The sequence below is a fragment of the Ectobacillus antri genome (assembly GCF_003852715.1).
In the GTDB taxonomy this organism is placed as follows: domain Bacteria; phylum Bacillota; class Bacilli; order Bacillales; family Bacillaceae_G; genus Ectobacillus; species Ectobacillus antri.
Map to the genome: position 1 here is coordinate 47919 of NZ_RIAV01000014.1, position 16505 is coordinate 64423.

13 protein-coding genes and 3 pseudogenes are annotated in these 16505 nt (G+C 36.1%); 15 read left to right on the top strand and 1 reads right to left on the bottom strand.

Going from position 1 to position 16505, the window contains the following annotated elements; genetic code table 11:
- The first annotated feature begins 53 nt into the window (after positions 1-53).
- The 8 genes from EEJ45_RS12750 (at position 54) to EEJ45_RS12780 (ending at position 7341) form a co-directional block, all read left to right on the top strand.
- Positions 54-419, top strand: coding sequence for a transposase (locus tag EEJ45_RS12750; protein ID WP_124565197.1), 366 nt, complete (start codon positions 54-56; stop codon positions 417-419).
- Positions 420-1308: 889 nt separating this feature from the next.
- Complete coding sequence (locus tag EEJ45_RS12755) at positions 1309-1989, top strand: response regulator transcription factor (RefSeq protein ID WP_124565198.1); 681 nt, start codon at positions 1309-1311, stop codon at positions 1987-1989.
- 109 nt (positions 1990-2098) lie between these two features.
- On the top strand, positions 2099-3349 hold the full coding sequence (locus EEJ45_RS12760; protein WP_245999896.1) for a sensor histidine kinase: 1251 nt from the start codon (positions 2099-2101) through the stop codon (positions 3347-3349).
- Between the two features lie 452 nt (positions 3350-3801).
- Entirely contained in the window at positions 3802-4665 is an 864-nt protein-coding gene (locus EEJ45_RS12765; RefSeq protein ID WP_124565199.1) for an efflux RND transporter periplasmic adaptor subunit, read from the top strand.
- On the top strand, positions 4665-5354 hold the full coding sequence (locus tag EEJ45_RS12770) for an ABC transporter ATP-binding protein (RefSeq protein ID WP_124565200.1): 690 nt from the start codon (positions 4665-4667) through the stop codon (positions 5352-5354). The genes EEJ45_RS12765 and EEJ45_RS12770 overlap by 1 nt, the downstream gene beginning before the upstream one ends.
- Positions 5347-6519 (top strand): ABC transporter permease, encoded by a 1173-nt coding sequence (locus EEJ45_RS12775; protein ID WP_124565201.1) that lies wholly within the window; start codon positions 5347-5349, stop codon positions 6517-6519. Before EEJ45_RS12770 ends, EEJ45_RS12775 begins: the two co-directional genes overlap by 8 nt.
- 71 nt (positions 6520-6590) lie before the next feature.
- Positions 6591-6767 (top strand): hypothetical protein, encoded by a 177-nt coding sequence (locus tag EEJ45_RS18490; protein WP_164464282.1) that lies wholly within the window; start codon positions 6591-6593, stop codon positions 6765-6767.
- Positions 6768-7047: 280 nt separating this feature from the next.
- Positions 7048-7341 carry a hypothetical protein gene (locus tag EEJ45_RS12780; protein WP_124565202.1) on the top strand — a complete coding sequence of 98 codons (294 nt, stop codon included), beginning with the start codon at positions 7048-7050 and terminating at the stop codon, positions 7339-7341.
- A 217-nt stretch (positions 7342-7558) separates the two neighbouring features.
- Here EEJ45_RS12780 and EEJ45_RS12785 read toward each other — a convergent pair whose 3' ends face one another.
- Positions 7559-8041 carry a hypothetical protein gene (locus EEJ45_RS12785; RefSeq protein WP_124565203.1) on the bottom strand — a complete coding sequence of 161 codons (483 nt, stop codon included), beginning with the start codon at positions 8039-8041 and terminating at the stop codon, positions 7559-7561.
- Between the two features lie 205 nt (positions 8042-8246).
- On the opposite strand from EEJ45_RS12785, the gene EEJ45_RS12790 reads away from it, so the two are divergent.
- The 7 genes and pseudogenes from EEJ45_RS12790 to EEJ45_RS12820 all read left to right on the top strand — a co-directional run bounded on the left by EEJ45_RS12790 (position 8247) and on the right by EEJ45_RS12820 (position 16505).
- Positions 8247-8999 (top strand): YiiX/YebB-like N1pC/P60 family cysteine hydrolase, encoded by a 753-nt coding sequence (locus EEJ45_RS12790; RefSeq protein WP_124565204.1) that lies wholly within the window; start codon positions 8247-8249, stop codon positions 8997-8999.
- Between the two features lie 191 nt (positions 9000-9190).
- A complete protein-coding gene (locus EEJ45_RS12795) occupies positions 9191-9703 on the top strand; it encodes a hypothetical protein (RefSeq protein ID WP_124565205.1) in 513 nt (170 codons plus the stop codon).
- Positions 9704-10003: 300 nt separating this feature from the next.
- Entirely contained in the window at positions 10004-10471 is a 468-nt protein-coding gene (locus EEJ45_RS12800) for a DUF2691 family protein (RefSeq protein ID WP_124565206.1), read from the top strand.
- A 497-nt stretch (positions 10472-10968) separates the two neighbouring features.
- Positions 10969-11393 (top strand): annotated as a pseudogene (locus EEJ45_RS19085) (SMI1/KNR4 family protein).
- 496 nt (positions 11394-11889) lie between these two features.
- Positions 11890-12766: pseudogene (locus EEJ45_RS12810) on the top strand (transposase).
- A 457-nt stretch (positions 12767-13223) separates the two neighbouring features.
- Positions 13224-14499 (top strand): annotated as a pseudogene (locus EEJ45_RS12815) (transposase).
- Between the two features lie 290 nt (positions 14500-14789).
- Complete coding sequence (locus EEJ45_RS12820) at positions 14790-16505, top strand: hypothetical protein (protein WP_245999898.1); 1716 nt, start codon at positions 14790-14792, stop codon at positions 16503-16505.

Sequence of the window (16505 nt, forward strand, 5' to 3'; positions counted from 1 at the left end):
TAGAATGGAGTCACCACAACAACACCTAACATAAGAACAGGAGCGATTCTTCTATGAAACATCAACATGTTTCTTTTAAAGAGTATACCATGAACAACCTCTCTCTACCAACCAATTTGGCAGACCTTATTCCACAAGATAACATGGCTCGTGTGGTTCATGACATGTTGGAAGGTATTCCGCTAGAAACTTTTTTAACGTTCTACAAAGGCGGAGGGACTTCTTCCTATCACCCAAAAATGATGACTAAAATTATTCTCTATGCCTACACCCAGAAAATGTACCATGGCAGAGAAATTGCTCGCCAGCTGGAAGTGCACCTTCCTCTCATGTGGCTCAGTGGATTTCAAAAACCAGATTTTCGTTCTATCAATCGATTTCGTTCCGAAAAAAGCTGCGAGAGATCGAAAAACGCTTAAATTAGCTTGAAATGTAGCAGGAATGAGAAGCTTGTAAGGGGCAAAAATAGATAATTATGTAAAAAACAAAAGAACTGATTCCAAAAGTCCGCTTTTAGCGGACTTTTGGGTCAGCTCCTTTATTTTTTCGATGAATGTATAGAGAAAATATCAACAAAAGTGGAACGAGATACATACATATGTCTTACCTCGATTCTTTCCTATGTTACGAATGAATTGTATATCGCTTTTCGTCTGATGATGTTACGTACTGAGATAAAACGTAAGCAATAACTGCATCTGTTTCAGCGTGATACCATAGCTATAGCCCAAAGCCTTGAAACAGGAGGGGCTACGTCAGTACTGAAAGCTATGTTGTATATTATCGAATTGATAAATTTGAGAAGCTTTACATGATCGTTACTTATGGAACTAAAATGATAGGTGAATTGAACAAAGAAGGATAATATGATGTAATCATTATAAACATATTATGGAAAGGTGTGCCTAACATGACAGAAACATTGGTCCTCATGACAAGCGATCAAATGGAAGTGTGTATTGAACTCTATATAATGAAATTTGGACATACCTAGCTGCGAAATGTAGGTACGTTATTTAATAAACTCGCTTCAATGCGTTACTTTAAAAAGTTAAACCATTATTCGGAGTGGACAGTCCTGAAAAATTACGAGACCTAATTTCAAAAACAGAATTTTCTATCGAAAGAGGATATAGCACTTAATTCCACATAATTCCATATTTTTGTTGTTTATTGGTATTGAGGAAATAAGAACCTTACGTTAATGCAGGATTTCTAATCTAATACAGAGATCACAAGTGACAAAAAGTGCAGACTTTGTTAACAGCATTATTTCAATAATCTTAATAGACTAAGGGGGAAACAAATTTGACTAAAATAATGGTTGTGGATGATGAGGACCACATCCGTGAACTTGTCCGCTTATACCTTGATGATGAGGGTTTTGATATTATCGAAAAATCAAATGGGGCGCAAGCTTTGCAGTACGCGGAGAATCACCCGGTGGACCTTATTATTTTGGACATCATGATGCCTAAGATGGATGGATGGACCTTATGCAAGGAACTCCGTGAAATAACAGAAATCCCGATTTTGATGATTACTTCCAAGGGAGAATCTGAGGACAAAATCAAAGGGTTTAGGTTAGGGACAGATGATTATTTAGTCAAGCCTTTTGACCCGGTTGAGCTAGTTCTCAGGGTAAAGGCGCTGCTTAAGCGCTATCGAATTGCTTCGTCAAATGTCATCAGGTTGGGTGATATAGAACTTGATCGAAAAACCTACCAGGTAATTTATAAAGACGGAAACAGGTTGACCATACCGATGAAAGAGTTTGAGCTTCTTTACAAACTAGGAAGCTATCCTGGCCAGCTCTTTACTCGTGATAACCTTATTGAGCAAATTTGGGGAATGGATTACGAAGGGGATGAAAGGACTGTAGATGTCCATATTAAACGTCTTAGGGAGCGATTTGTGAGTTTCGAGTTGGATTTCAAAATTGTCACCATTCGTGGGCTGGGGTATCGATTGGAGGTGTATCGGAATTAAGTCGCTTTATTCTCGAATTGTCGTGATTTATGTAAGCACCGTAATCTTTAGTTTATTAGTAGCTTATCTTGGAACCAATATTTTGTATCATAACCATGCTCAGGATGAGATGCGCAATACGCTAATTCATAATGGAAAAAAGGCCCTTGAAATCTACCAGGCAACTAAATCGGAGGATCTGCGCGCTTTTATGAAGGCTTACTCGGGAACTTCAGGGACTCGTTTGCAGCTATATAATCAGGCTGGAGATGAACTTCTCCTGGACGAAGATTTAAAAGTTAGGAAAGCTTATGTAGACACGGTACTAAACGGGAACACTACGGACAATTTTAAGGGTTTTATCACACATGTTCCGTTTGTGGGAATCCCCTTTGAAGAAAACGGGGAAAAGTATGCCATTTTTTTGAGCATTGAGAATAATAAGTTTGAAGAACAGCTGATGAGTGCAATTGTTCTCATGTACATAGTCGTCTTATTCGTTGGCAGTCTTTTCATCATTATTGCCGCCCGATATGTGGTTAATCCGCTTGTAAAGCTGACGGAAGCAACGAAAAAAATGTCTAAGGGGAATTTTAATGTGGTTCTGCCGATGAAACGAAAGGATGAGATTGGAACCTTAAGTTCGAGTTTTAATGCCATGGCAAAGGAACTTGGAAACCTTGATCAAATGCGGCGGGAATTTGTCTCCAACGTATCTCACGAAATCCAATCTCCCTTAACCTCGATTACTGGATTTTCGAAAGCATTAAAGCAAAAAAAGCTTAGTGAAGAAAGCCGTATACGATATTTGGGTATCATTGAACAGGAAAGCGCACGATTATCACGACTGGCCAGGAACCTGCTTCACCTGTCGCATCTGCAGCACGAGCAGCTACAACTTAATCTCTCAATATTTCGGCTGGATGAGCAGCTGAGAAATTTGACAATTGGCTTGGAGCCACAATGGTCAGAGAAGCAAATCGCAATAAATATTGAGCTGCCTCCCATTACCATCGAAGCGGACGAAGATCAAATCAAGCAGGTATGGACGAATCTAATGACTAACAGCATCAAATTTACACCCGCTTATGGAAAAATTTCAATAAAAGCCGAAGTCAATGATAATTTAATTTCCATTACTATTACCGATACAGGCCCAGGTATACCTGAAGAAGAAAGGAGGGAGATCTTTAAGCCATTCTACAAAGTGGATAAGTCTCGTGATTCCTCGGTGAAGGGAAATGGCTTAGGCTTATCGATTGTAAAGCAAATTGTAGATCTTCACCAAGGCGATATTTCAGTTAACGAAGGACCAAATGGCGGGGCAGAATTCCATGTAACTTTGCCAATTAAACAGGAACAAAAAACACGCTTAGACTAGCGTGTTTTTTTTAGGTTCATATTGGGTTCATAATGTATCGGTAAACTTTAGAAATAAATGAGGAGGTTGATAGTTTTGATAGTTTATAAAGCGGGGCACGATCATGAAGGAATATAAATGGATTTTTTTACCTTTTGTATTTGCGGCTATTCTCATGATTGGTCCATTAAATGTTTTTATTAAAAGAGTCCTAGTTATCTTTACATTTGGTTCTATCCTCTGGTCGATTTTTAATTTGTTAAAACAACCAGTGCTATCTTTTAAAAAAATGATACTAGGAATCCTGATTGCGTTGATTTCAATAATGATTATCATCTTGTCCATATATAAAACGGGATGGTAAAAGTCCCTGAGACTCCGTATATGTCAGGGATGGATTTATTTGGCGAGTTCATATTGAGTTCATATTTAGGATTTAAAGTAAGACTACACAAGAAAATGGGGGGAAGAAAATGAAACAAAAAAAGAAAAGTAAAAAGAAAATCGTAATCTGGTCCATCGTGGGATTGTTAGCTGCTTTCTTTGTTACAGGGGCAATTTTTAAACCAAAAGAAGTGGATGCATCTGAAAAAGAAAAAGCGATAATTGGTGATATTACCACGTACTACAGTTTTTCAGGGGCAGTAGAGGCAAAAAACAGGAAAACCATCACAAGTAATGCTCCAATGCAAATAGAAGAAATTAAGGTTCATGTCGGAGACCAAGTAAAAAGCGGTGATGTATTAATCGTCACTAAACAAGGTGATAAGATAAAGGCTTCAATAGATGGAGAAATTTCGAAACTAGATGTGGAAGAAAATACTGAGGTCATGTCAGGAGCACCTCTGATTGAAATCGTTGACTATTCTGCCTTACAAACCACTGTTAAGGTCGACGAATATGACTTGAAGTATTTAAACGTAGGTAAAGAGGTCGAGGTCACCCTCAATGCACTTGAAAAAGTAATAAAAGGAACGGTATCTGCCATCTCAAAGGAAGCAACCTACGAAAACGGAGTTTCCTATTTTACAGCAACCATTGACCTAGTTCACGATAATGCCATCAAAGTTGGCATGAGTACAGAGGCAAAAATACTCAAACAAAGAGCAATTGGGGTTACTACTCTTTCAATGAAGGCCATCCAGTTTGATAGCAAGAATAAATCGTATGTTTTAATTCCCTCTGAAAAGGGAGCTCCAACTAAAAAATATATTCAAATTGGCATTAATGACGGGACCACAAGCGAAATTAAAAGCGGTTTAAAAGCGGGCGAAGAAGTAGTAATTGCCAACCAAGAAAATAATCCAGCGGCTATGATGCATGGAGGGAATGAATAATGAATGAGCAAATTCTAAACATGCAGGGAATCACCAAAACCTATTATATGGGCGGGGAAGAGCAAATCGTTTTAAATCAAATTAATTTAATCGTAAATAAAGGTGACTTTGCAGCAATCCTGGGTCCTTCGGGCTCAGGAAAGTCTACGCTGATGAATATTATTGGTTGCCTCGATTCGCCAACAAGTGGAAACTATTATTTATCAAATCAAAAGGTGGATGAACTGGATGAAAAGGAACTGGCCATTATCCGAAATAGAGAAATTGGCTTTGTGTTTCAGCAATTCCAATTACTTCCCCGTCTAACTGCAATTCAAAATGTCGAGCTCCCTCTCATATACGCAGGCGTGCCGGAAAGGGACCGCAGACAAAGAGCAAAAGAAATGCTTACAAAAGTAGGACTTGGTGAAAAAATGCAAAATCGCCCTAATCAGCTTTCAGGCGGACAGCAGCAGAGAGTAGCTATAGCCAGAGCAATGGTAACAGAACCAACTATTTTACTAGCTGATGAACCTACTGGCGCATTGGATCAGAAAACCGGTCAGCAAATTATGCAGCTGTTTCATGAGCTTCATGAAGAAGGAAGAACAATAATTATGATTACACACGATATAGAAATTGCAAATCACGCAAAGAGGATTGTAAGAATACTAGACGGAACACTGAGAGAGGAGTACGTCCATGTTTAAAGAAAATATTAAGATGGCCTGGATGAATCTTATCCATAATAAAATGCGCTCGTTCCTGACTATGCTGGGCATTGTGATTGGTGTTGCTTCGATTATTGCCTTAATTACCATTGTACAAGGAGCCATGAATGGAATGACAAGCGAGTTTTCTTCCTTTGGTGCAGACAAAATTACGGTTCAGGCAATGGGTACACCACTCAAACAAGGGTTAATGGACAACGATATTCAAAGCCTTATGAAAATCGAAGATGTAGCCGGAGTCTCGCCAACCCTGACAGGAAAAACCACCGTCGTCCATAAGGGGAATGAAAAAAAGGATGTCATGATTCAAGGAAAAAATGAAGTTTATTTTTCAAAAACGAAGGATCTTATCGATAAAGGAAGGGGATTAAACCGTTTAGACATTCAGAACAAAAATCAAGTCTGTCTGATTGGTTCAAACATTGCAAATGAATTGTTTTTTGGAGAGAATCCTATTGGTCAAAAACTTCTTATTGCAGGCGTAACCCATACGGTAGTTGGAACATTGCAGAAATCAAACAGCTTCTCAGATGGAAATAATAATGATTCAGTCATCATTCCCTATACCACCTCGATGGGTCTTCTTGGAACGGGGTACATGACAAATGTAGAAGTATATATGAGTGATGCCAATCATTCTGAAAAAATTACCGAAGATATTGAATCTGTTTTAAATCAGGCGTTTAACTATAAGGAAAATAGTTTTTCAATCATGAATATGCAGGATATGATTGCCTCCTTTAAGAAAATTACCACTATGCTTTCATTGATGTTGGGAGGAATTGCTTCTATTTCGCTTGTCGTTGGCGGGATTGGGATTATGAACATGATGCTGGTTTCGGTAACGGAAAGAACAGCGGAAATTGGTCTGAGGAAGGCGCTAGGAGCTGAGCCTAAACGGATTCAACAGCAATTCCTTCTCGAGGCTGTCTTTTTGTCATTGTTCGGTGGCACAATTGGCTTATTGTTGGGAGCTTTTATTGCGTATGGTGTTTGTTTCCTAATTGGTGCAAGTTTTGCACTCTCAGCGTCAACCATTATCTTGGCGTTCTTCTTCTCAGCGGCAATAGGGATCATATTTGGAATTGCCCCTGCCAGAAAGGCCTCCAAACTAAACCCAATCGATGCCTTAAGAAGTATATAAGAGCCCTATTGGCCCAATTAGTCAACGAGTAGTCCCGTGGTTAACATATCTTTTAAGAAAGAGGGACTAATTTGATAAAAGAAATAGACATAAGTGACAGTAAACAGGCAGAAAAAATACAACATATTCAAATTCTTGTTTATACAGTTGAAGCAGAACTAATTGGTGCATATGACATTCCTCCCTTGCATGACACAATTGAGACCTTACAGAAATGTGATGAAAACGATCTATACTGCCAAAACTAATGAGATACGAATCCTTTCTAAACCGGATAATCGTATCTCTGTCTGCAAGCGGGTTAATTGGACGAAATTCCAACTCTTCATGAAGCATGTTCTCCATAATATATGTAGGATGTAAATCTAATTTAGACAAAGGAAAGGAGTCTAACTAAAGTTTCATAGCGCTATGAAACAATTTATACAGGAAACTTTCAAACAAAGGATTTTTGAATAGTTGAATGTTTGATATAGTTAAAAGGAAATATTTTTCATTTTAAAATAATCTGGGTGCGGAGGTGCAGGGATGGGCGTTTTATTTGATGTTATTTGGGATGTATTCAGTTCCATTTTGACATGGTTGTTTCCATTTACAAAGGATGTAACCGAAGAAGAAATAGAAAAGAATATTCATTTCTTAAAGAAATATCAGTGGTTTCAAAGTTATCTTAAGGATGATAAATTCAAAAGTTTCATTATGAAGGACAAAGATGTTCGATTTGTAATTGGGAAGCTTAATAGTGAAAAAATGGATCAAGATCAGTATCACAAAAAACAGCGAAAGAAGCTCCAGCAAATATTACGCAAAAAATCTATTTAACGACCTCATTCGGAGGTCGTTTTTTATTTTATATGATTTTGGGTACACTCGTTCTTTTGATTATAACAGGATAGATTTTAAAAATCTTATATTTATTCTAAAAGTACTTTTTAACATATAAGCCGACGTTTTTATGTACTAGAAATGTTTCTATATATAAATTATTGAAAATTCAAAAAACGTAAAAGCAGCTCAATGAGTACTCATTGAGCTGCTTTTATACTGTCGTTTTATATTTCCATCTGGGAGACCCATTATTTCGTTTTTTATTCTTTTTCATTCCTAACCATAAGATAAAACTTGGAAGCAAAGAAATCCAAATAATTCCCCATGCACTTCCAGAAGGGACAAAACTCATTAAATGATAAAATGTTGCATTATAGATTCCATAAAATAACCATGCCCATCCCCCATCTGTAAAGAACGCACAGTATATCCAAATTAATAATCCAATAATTGAAACACAAGAAACAGATAACAAACTCTTCCAATTATTTAATTGAGTAGCAAGAAAAAGCTTGCCTAAGACATGATAACAAAGAAGCCCTATTATAGAAACAAGTAAGAATACTCCATTCGTGATATATTCATGAAAAATTCCCCAATTAATCATCAAATCCGTTATAACACCTGATAAAAACCAAAAAAGAATTCCAGTAAAAGCATGGATAAAAAGTGCCGTAATATTATTTCTTATCATAATTTATCACCCGTTTCTACTTTACTTGTACTTTCAATTATGAATCGTAATATTCCTAAGTGTAATATTACACTAAAAGTCGCATCTTGTGAATATATTTATTTAAAGTATCTAAATTTTCATAAAATTAATTGTGAAGTTTTGATTACTATAGTAAAATTTGTTTGAAATTGATATATGAAGATGTAAGAAGGTATGTTGGAGAATGAGGAAAAATAGAATTGGTAAATACGCCTTATTGTTAGCTTTATCCGCAGCATGTATCGTACCAACAAATGCACTTGCAGAAGGAGAAAATTCTGATGAGCTTAATTTATCTTCTCCAGAAGTTCAAGCAGAGTATCAACATGCAACAATAGATACTGAAACAGCTATACAAGATGATACTATCAACCAAGAGGAACTTACCGAGGCCGATCAGATTGCTCAGCAAATTGCTCCCGAAAAATATTCCTTAATGATGAAAGAAAGAGACCCCCAGTATCCACCACCAAGAGACAATGCTATTAGCTTTTCCTTGAACACTGCTGCTACTGTAGGAAAAATGGGAACTGTTGGAGATATTCTAGTTACATATCTCCCTGCGCATTTCGGTTGGAATCATGGCCATGCTGCAATAGTAAGGTATGATAACAACTACATTGTTGAAGCTTGGACCGGTAACGACAATAAAGTTAGAAACTATCAAAACAACTTTGGAAAAAGGTTTTCAGATGCAAGAAAATTTTATGTTAAAGGGGCAACAGACCAGGAATATAAAAATGCTGCAGCCTATGCAACTGAGCAAGTTGGTGATCCATACTCACTTGCTGCAACTACAAATACAACGACTAAATTTTATTGTTCTCAACTAGTATGGCAGGCTTGGAGCAGACAAGGATATGATTTAGACGGAAATGGTGGATTCGTGGTTACACCAGCTAATTTAGAAGCTGATAGTCAAACTATTAGGTATTAAAATCAATTAGATAACTGCATAGAGGATTAATAAAGAGTATAGAGTCATGATAAGCTTTATACTCTTATGATGTAAAATTAAATTACCTTGAAATCAATGATTTACAACAACGCAAGCAATATAAACTTGAGTTTCCTAGCTATCTTTCAACTGCTACCTATTATGATAAGTATATCTATGTCGTGAACTCAGTGCTTACAAACGAAGAAGGGAAATATAATTTACATATTATAGAAAGGGCCACCGGTATAATAGTTAAGACAGTTGACATCCCTCCGAGTGTCGGTGACATAACTAAATTTGGAGAAAAAATCGTTTTAAGTTCAGAAGAAAAACTAACAATAGTAGATCTAGATGATTGGAAAGTATCTACAGTAGAGTATCCTTTACTATCAGGCTACCCCCATAAACTGTATGTACGAAATAATAATTTATACTTAACCTATGTTGATAAAAGAGGAAACTCTTATATCCTGATTATGGATAAAAATTTCTCTTGGGTTAAACATACAGAATTACATTTTCCGTATATGACTGCAACATTTAGGGATAATAAGTTATACATATTACAACAGTATGAATTGACTGAGAAGTTTGGAGGTATTATGGGAATTTTTGATCTAGAAACCTTAAATAAAGAGACTGAAATTTTACTTCCAAAGAAGAAACATAAGGTTCAAGATTTATTAATTTCAGATAAGTAGGAATTCTATTGTGTAGCGATTAACTTAACGAAATATTACCTCCAGAACGAAGATTTTACGCAAAATTGCCCGGTTTCCTCGTTTTTTGGGGGGGATGATGGGGTGTCTATGACAAATGCTAAAACAAAAGAATTAAGGCACTTCAGTGCAGGCACTATTTCACGCGTAACCCACAGGGGTACAAGTAGCGCATTTTAGTTGAATGCAATGAAGAATGGGCGCGGCATTGGGAATTAAGAACACGTTTTAGAGTAGAGCTATAATTATCTTTTAAAAATTGTTTTGAGGGGATGATAGGGTTTGGAACATATTGGCGTTAGGTTCAGAGCTCCTGGTGATGAAAATACCATGGTCTCAATTTTACAATTGCTAGAATTTGTTGACATTGAAACATATATGTGGCAAGTTACGAATCACGAAATATATATCATTAAGGATGACGGTTTTGTCGGAACTGATGGTTTATTTGGTGATAGAAGCAGTGTATATAGTGGTAAAGAAATAGAGTTAGAGTTGACAGGTAAGAAATATTATGCAATCTCAATCAGTTTGCGCGGTTTTCCGAAACATGTAGATAAGAATGAGATAGAGAACTTTTACCTAAAGGACATTTTTGACTTTCCACAAATGTCTTGTGAATTAATACTGAATCTCGTAGACAATGACTATTTGTTTTTCTTATGTAAAGACGAAACCCTTCTAGATGTTGCCAGGAACCATTTTAAAAATATAGGCTGTTACGATATTACTTACATCACGAGTACATAATTTTGCGCTGACATAACAGTGTGTTCATGCTAAACAAAGTTTTTTATTAACTCAGCTTCCACACCCTAAAAAAGCGCCAAACTAAAAGCATTTTGTTGAGATAGTAATGAATTTGTTCAAAAAAGGCGTCCAAAAATTGGAGCTGTTTATCCGTAAGCAGAAGTTCTTCCGGCAATGTTTCGCACAGAAGATCCATGAGCAGAAGCAGGGCTTCTACAAAACGGATATCTTCGAATTCATCGGAGCACAAATAGAAGAGCTGTCCAATGGTTTTTAGATCTGTCTCCTCTTGCCAGTCGCTTTCTCCATATTTGATTTTAGTTAATATACTCTTTAGTTCACGAAACTTTCCCTAATAATAAACTCATAAATATTCCTTTTTACTATGTAATAGTAATGATTCAAAATAGGAACTGAACTTGTTCCATATAACTGTCCCTTTAATAGAACATCGCCTTAATTTTTATTCGGAAAATTATGATAAAATAATTTTATCTATGAATATAAATGCTGTTGGTACTCCGACAGATGAATCGATTGAGGAATTAGAACAGCTTTTAGGTTGTAATCTTCCAGAGGATTACATGGGATTTTTGCGAAAATGTAATGGGGGACTTCGTTAGATGTAGTAAGTTTTTTTGTTAGTGATTTGAATCAAGAAATCCCTTTAGATATAGGTGTCAAAAGAACTTTTGATTTGGCTACTTACTATGAGGAGTTTAAAGAAGATTTGTTGCCAAACAGCTTAATCATAGGAGATGATCCGGGTTCAGGATTCATTGTGCTTATAACAGATACTGAAAACCATGGTGTATATGATTGGGATCACTCTTTTTATTTTCCGCAGTCTAGTGAAGAAGAAAATACGTATAAAATAGCTGATAGCTTTAAGGGGTTTATAAATGGATTGGAGAATCCTTGATGTGTATGTTATGGAAAAGGAAGTTGATGACAGCATCAGCTTCCTTTTTTGTTGTAACGTTTTTAATATAAGTTAATCCCACGGTGGAAGAAGTAGTAATGCAGACGGTACGCCAGGATATTCTTCATTCATCTCCTTATCATGGTCGTCCATCATTCATATATGAGTTATATAATTTTTTTGTGACGTAAATAATGCCGCATAACATGTTAGACTCAGCTTAAAAGACATAATACGCTGTGTAAAGTTTGCATGCCTTTATTTCAGGGAGCTACCAACATAGTGTAATTAAAAAAGTTTAGTTCATTTGTTATTTTTATGTTCTCCTATACAATTATCTTACTTATATAGCATTTTAAGATGAAGAGTAGGGAACTAATGGTTTGAGCGTGTCGCAAAACTCATCTTCATGCAGAAAATGTACATAAAAAAGTCCGCTTCCTAACATCCTATGATAGACACCAATCCAACATAGAAAAGAAGACGGACTATCATTATGGTGACCCAAAATGCTCATACACATACGCATGTTTTACAAATTTTCTTTCATTACATTGACAGCCTTACTCTCACAGAAACCGTTCGGAACAACAGGACGGCCTTCTCTGTGCCGGAAAGCATTCTTGAAAAGCTTCTTTCTCAAAACATACTTCCGATTGGATTTGTTGCGAAAACTGGTCCGCTATCTGCGAGAATTTCCTTATTTCCAACATCTCTGCGGCTTTCCCACTCTTCCTCATCTTGCCACGTTTGCCCGAGTGGCAGCTTGGTTTCGGGAAGAAGGATACGAGGAGATTCATACGGAAACGCTTCATCGCTTAGGACTTCAGCACGGCATGCTAGCCGTAATTGACAGTACAGCTCTGAGAAGTAGTCTCTATGATTCACAAGCTGCTTATGGAAAGTCTACCCGTCTTCATATGTTCAAAGGCTACAAGCTTCATTTGTATACATCCGTCGAAGGGGTTGCACTCACGTATGCTTTTGTTCCGGCAAACCGTCATGACAGTGCCATTATCCCAGCGTTGCTTCGTACTTCTGAAAATCTTGGTCTAGAAGTTGCCTGTGTACTTGGCGATGCTGCCTATGACAGTCGCGAAATTCGAGAAACAGCTGACTCATTAAGGATTCAGATGCTAACGGCGATCAACAAACGAAATGGTGTGAGAAAAGATGGATACGGCCGTGTGATGTCAGATTTCTTACAAACAGCGATGGGGGCAACCATTTTCAATCTACGAAATCAGATTGAACGCTTGTTTCATACTTTAACAGATAAAGGGCTAGAAGGTCCCCGTATGTTCGGGTATAATCGGTATCATTTTCATGTTCAGCTCGTCTTACTTATGCATAATATTGGATATTTATTGTAGTTTTGCGACACGCTCGATTTATAATTTCTGGTATATAATTTGTATAAAATTGCTTAATTTGATATGAAACATATAGTAGATTTTTTTTTTACTTGTGGTGTAAAATGTAAAAGTATTGTATTTTTTGTATTTAGTACATATTAAAGTAATTATTTTTGAAAAGAGTAATTAAACTATATTATGTTCTATATAATGATAGTCTTCCTCTCTATGTTAGGTTAGGGGTATCATAGAATGTGATGTTAGGAGGTTCGATTTTTTATCCGTATTTATTACATGAATATGAGCTTTGAAACACTCTCAAATTATTTTTTTAAAGCTACTATTTTTATCAAATGAATCAATTTCATAATTACTAACTCTTGCACGCAAGGTTTTTGAGAGCGCAAAAAAGGAGTATCTCTCTAAATTCTTGTGTAATGGTAGTTGCGACACAAACTAAACACAAGAAAAGAGTATGTCTATTATACGACAAGAAAGCCTGTTTAACATGCAAGATTTATACGATTTAGACTCAACAAGGCGGTTTGAAGTGATTTTTTCCACGCTTCAAATGAACTGCTGTTATTTGCCGTATCCAAAAGAAACGGTGTACGGAGCACCGACTGAACTGAATTACCCAGCAATGATTTATGCGCTTGTCGCTCGAATCGTGGAGCGAATTCCTACAATTAAAGGTCTTGTGAAACGATTGCGCTAGGATCTTATGTTTCACTTGGAGTGTGGATTTCTGTTTTCCGATCGGATTCCCTCTGAAGTCTCTTTCTCTCGATTCATCCAGGCGCTAAGTGAGTCCCATGCACTAGAAAATGTGCAAGAAACTTTACTTCTTTAAGCGATTCAAGAAGAGTTTATCATGGATGATGCAGTCTCCTTCAACTCGACACATTTTGAGTCGCGTTGAAGACCACTCCGCAAGAGGAGAAGCCAAAAACAGAGACGAAGAAACGCGGGCGCAAACCAAAGGCGGAACAGGAAACTGTTCAGAAAGAAAAAGAAGAACAAGACGAGCACAAATCCATCTATGAGAAAAAGATAATTGATTAACTTGATGTTGATTTGAAAACATTACGCACAACTATACTCACACAACCAAACTGAGGTATTAACAAAGAATAGTGAAGGAAAAAATACATTTTGGTTTGGGTTCAAAGCCCATATATCTGTCGGGACAAAGAGCCAATACATTCTTCAATCTCTCATGTCTTCTGCTAGTTTAAATGACGGAAAAGTCTCGATTCCTTTACTCAAAGGCATCCAAGAACGACTTTCTTCGTTGACCATTCAATACGGCGTAATGGATGCAGGTTACGCTTATAAAGCGATTTACAAACAACTTCATCGTATGAAAGTCAAAGCCTTCATTGCTTATTGGGTTTGATGAGTATTTCGCTCCCACTTGTGTACGAGAGCACTCCTATTGGCACGACAACTTTGACGAGAAATATCAAACCCTGAAGTACACACAACCAAACGAATGTAAAACCTGTCCGCTCGCCCACAATTCTCTTTGTCAAAAGGTCTATAAGATCAAAATGAAAACAGATATCCGGAAATATAGTGCGTCACGGCGAGAGTCAGAGGTGTGAACAAAACTCTACAGCCAGAGAACCGCTGTGGAACGAGTAGATGCCCACTTAAAAGAATTCTTTCAATTGAAAAATGTACGATATCGAACCGGAAAGCATGCAAAGGTCCATTTTGACCTTGTGACGCTTGTTTACAATGCCTGAAAACTCGCAGTTGATTGCATCAGTCGGCAAATGACATAGATGAATCAGACTGCCTAGCATTTAAAAAACGGCTGATTGAAATTCTGTCAGCCTGACTTTAGAAAAGAAACAATTATGAAATTGATTCAATTAAAAATATGTAACTATTTTAAGAGGAGTTTATCGAATTATCCCTTTCGGCTAAGTAGAACCTAATTGTATAAGCGGTTTATTTGTCGTTTGTTATATAATACTTAATAAATATAGAAAAGAAATTAATTAAAGATTTAATGAAAGAAAGGTGAATGAGAATGATTCAAGAAAATCCTTTTGTTAATTATCTTGATCAATTCAATATTTTATCCCCTAATCACTCAAAAATTTATGATGAATATACACATAGTGATGAAGGGTTTAAATATGAATTAAAGGTTGAAACAAAGATTGAAAAATATCTAGTTAATATTTTTTCTAATCAACCTAGAAGTATTATTTTAACTGGTAACGCGGGAGATGGAAAAACTAGATTATGTAGAACTGTTCATGATAATTGTAGCAATGAAATATTAGAAAAATGGCCAGCTTCTGGAATTGTAGAGATTACTCTACCATCAGGGCGTTTAAGAATCGTAAAAGATTTATCTGAACTTACAGATGAAATCATAGAACGAGAGTTATTACAATTACAAAAATGTATTCAGTTCAATCATAATGAGGGTGTTTATTATTTAATTGCTGCTAACGAAGGGAAACTGACAAAATTTTTGTCACAAAGAGAGGATTTATCTTATTTAAGAAACGAGGTAAGAGAGAGGTTTAAAAGTCATAAGAATAATGATTCCATATTTAGTATACACAATTTACTAGATGTAACCTCGTCTACATATTTAGAGAAAGTGCTTGAGGGATGGAACGATGAGGAAAACTGGAAAGTTTGTCAGCAGTGTTCTCTTAATAATAGATGTATTATTTATTTAAATCACAACAAGACGTCTCAACAAATCGTACGTGAAAGGTTAGTTGAACAGTATCGGCTGGTAGATTTTTTAGACACTCATATAACAATTCGTGAAATGTTAATTCATATAAGTTACTTACTTACGGGTGGTTATACGTGTAAAGACATTCACAATGCTAAAGTTCAAGAATTAAAGGAGCAAGGCCAACGAGTATACTATCAAAATTTTTATGGACATAATAGTCCAAGTGTAGCATTTTCTGAAATGCGAGCGATGCGCATTTTTAGAGAGTTAGATCCAGGAGACAACTCGATTTCAGTAATCGATGATTTTATAATCAATGGTGATATTTGTGGATTTGAGGAGTTGGAACTATTACACTCTGACTTATTTGGAAATGGTTTAGACATGCAATTTGGCTATTTGAGGCAACAACTTAAGCATTATCGTGATTATAGTGTAGAGAATAATGATGAATTAATTGAGTTTTGGATTAAAAGGTTGCGTAGAAAACTGTACTTTGAGATTCCAAACGACATTTTTAAAGAAAGAATGAATATGATTCCATTACAATTTGTTGCTGATTATCAAGAAATGTTTAACAACGATAAGCGACGAATGCTAAAAATAAAAGATATTATAAATGGATTGAATAAAGCCTTTACAAAAAGATTAATACAAAATAGTGATAGCTTATATGCAGCTAATGAGAACCTCTTAATTAGTAACGAGTTTCAGTTTAGAAATAAAAATAAATCTTCAATTAAATTAATACAAGATGAAAATAGAGAAGACCTAGATTATATCTCTTCGAAATATACTCTAATAATTGAAGATGAGATTAGACTTCCCATAAATTTGTCTATGTTTGAGTACTTAATGCGCCTAAGTAGTGGAGATTTATTTCATATATTAAAAGAAGATGTAGAAATTTTAATAGATACTTTTAAAAATGAATTAATTCAATTTAGTGAACCAGAAGTCTCTGCATTAGAGTTGTTTACAATTAATAAAGAAACAGGCCTTTTTGCATATACAAGTATTGATCTACCAGAGGAGGAATACTAA

Coding starts and splice junctions, on each gene's coding strand:
- EEJ45_RS12750 (WP_124565197.1), top strand. CDS start 54: ATGAAACATCAACATGTTTCTTTTAAAGAGTATACCATGAACAACCTC.
- EEJ45_RS12760 (WP_245999896.1), top strand. CDS start 2,099: ATGCGCAATACGCTAATTCATAATGGAAAAAAGGCCCTTGAAATCTAC.
- EEJ45_RS12765 (WP_124565199.1), top strand. CDS start 3,802: ATGAAACAAAAAAAGAAAAGTAAAAAGAAAATCGTAATCTGGTCCATC.
- EEJ45_RS12770 (WP_124565200.1), top strand. CDS start 4,665: ATGAATGAGCAAATTCTAAACATGCAGGGAATCACCAAAACCTATTAT.
- EEJ45_RS12775 (WP_124565201.1), top strand. CDS start 5,347: ATGTTTAAAGAAAATATTAAGATGGCCTGGATGAATCTTATCCATAAT.
- EEJ45_RS12780 (WP_124565202.1), top strand. CDS start 7,048: ATGGGCGTTTTATTTGATGTTATTTGGGATGTATTCAGTTCCATTTTG.
- EEJ45_RS12785 (WP_124565203.1), bottom strand. CDS start 8,041: ATGATAAGAAATAATATTACGGCACTTTTTATCCATGCTTTTACTGGA.
- EEJ45_RS12790 (WP_124565204.1), top strand. CDS start 8,247: ATGAGGAAAAATAGAATTGGTAAATACGCCTTATTGTTAGCTTTATCC.
- EEJ45_RS12820 (WP_245999898.1), top strand. CDS start 14,790: ATGATTCAAGAAAATCCTTTTGTTAATTATCTTGATCAATTCAATATT.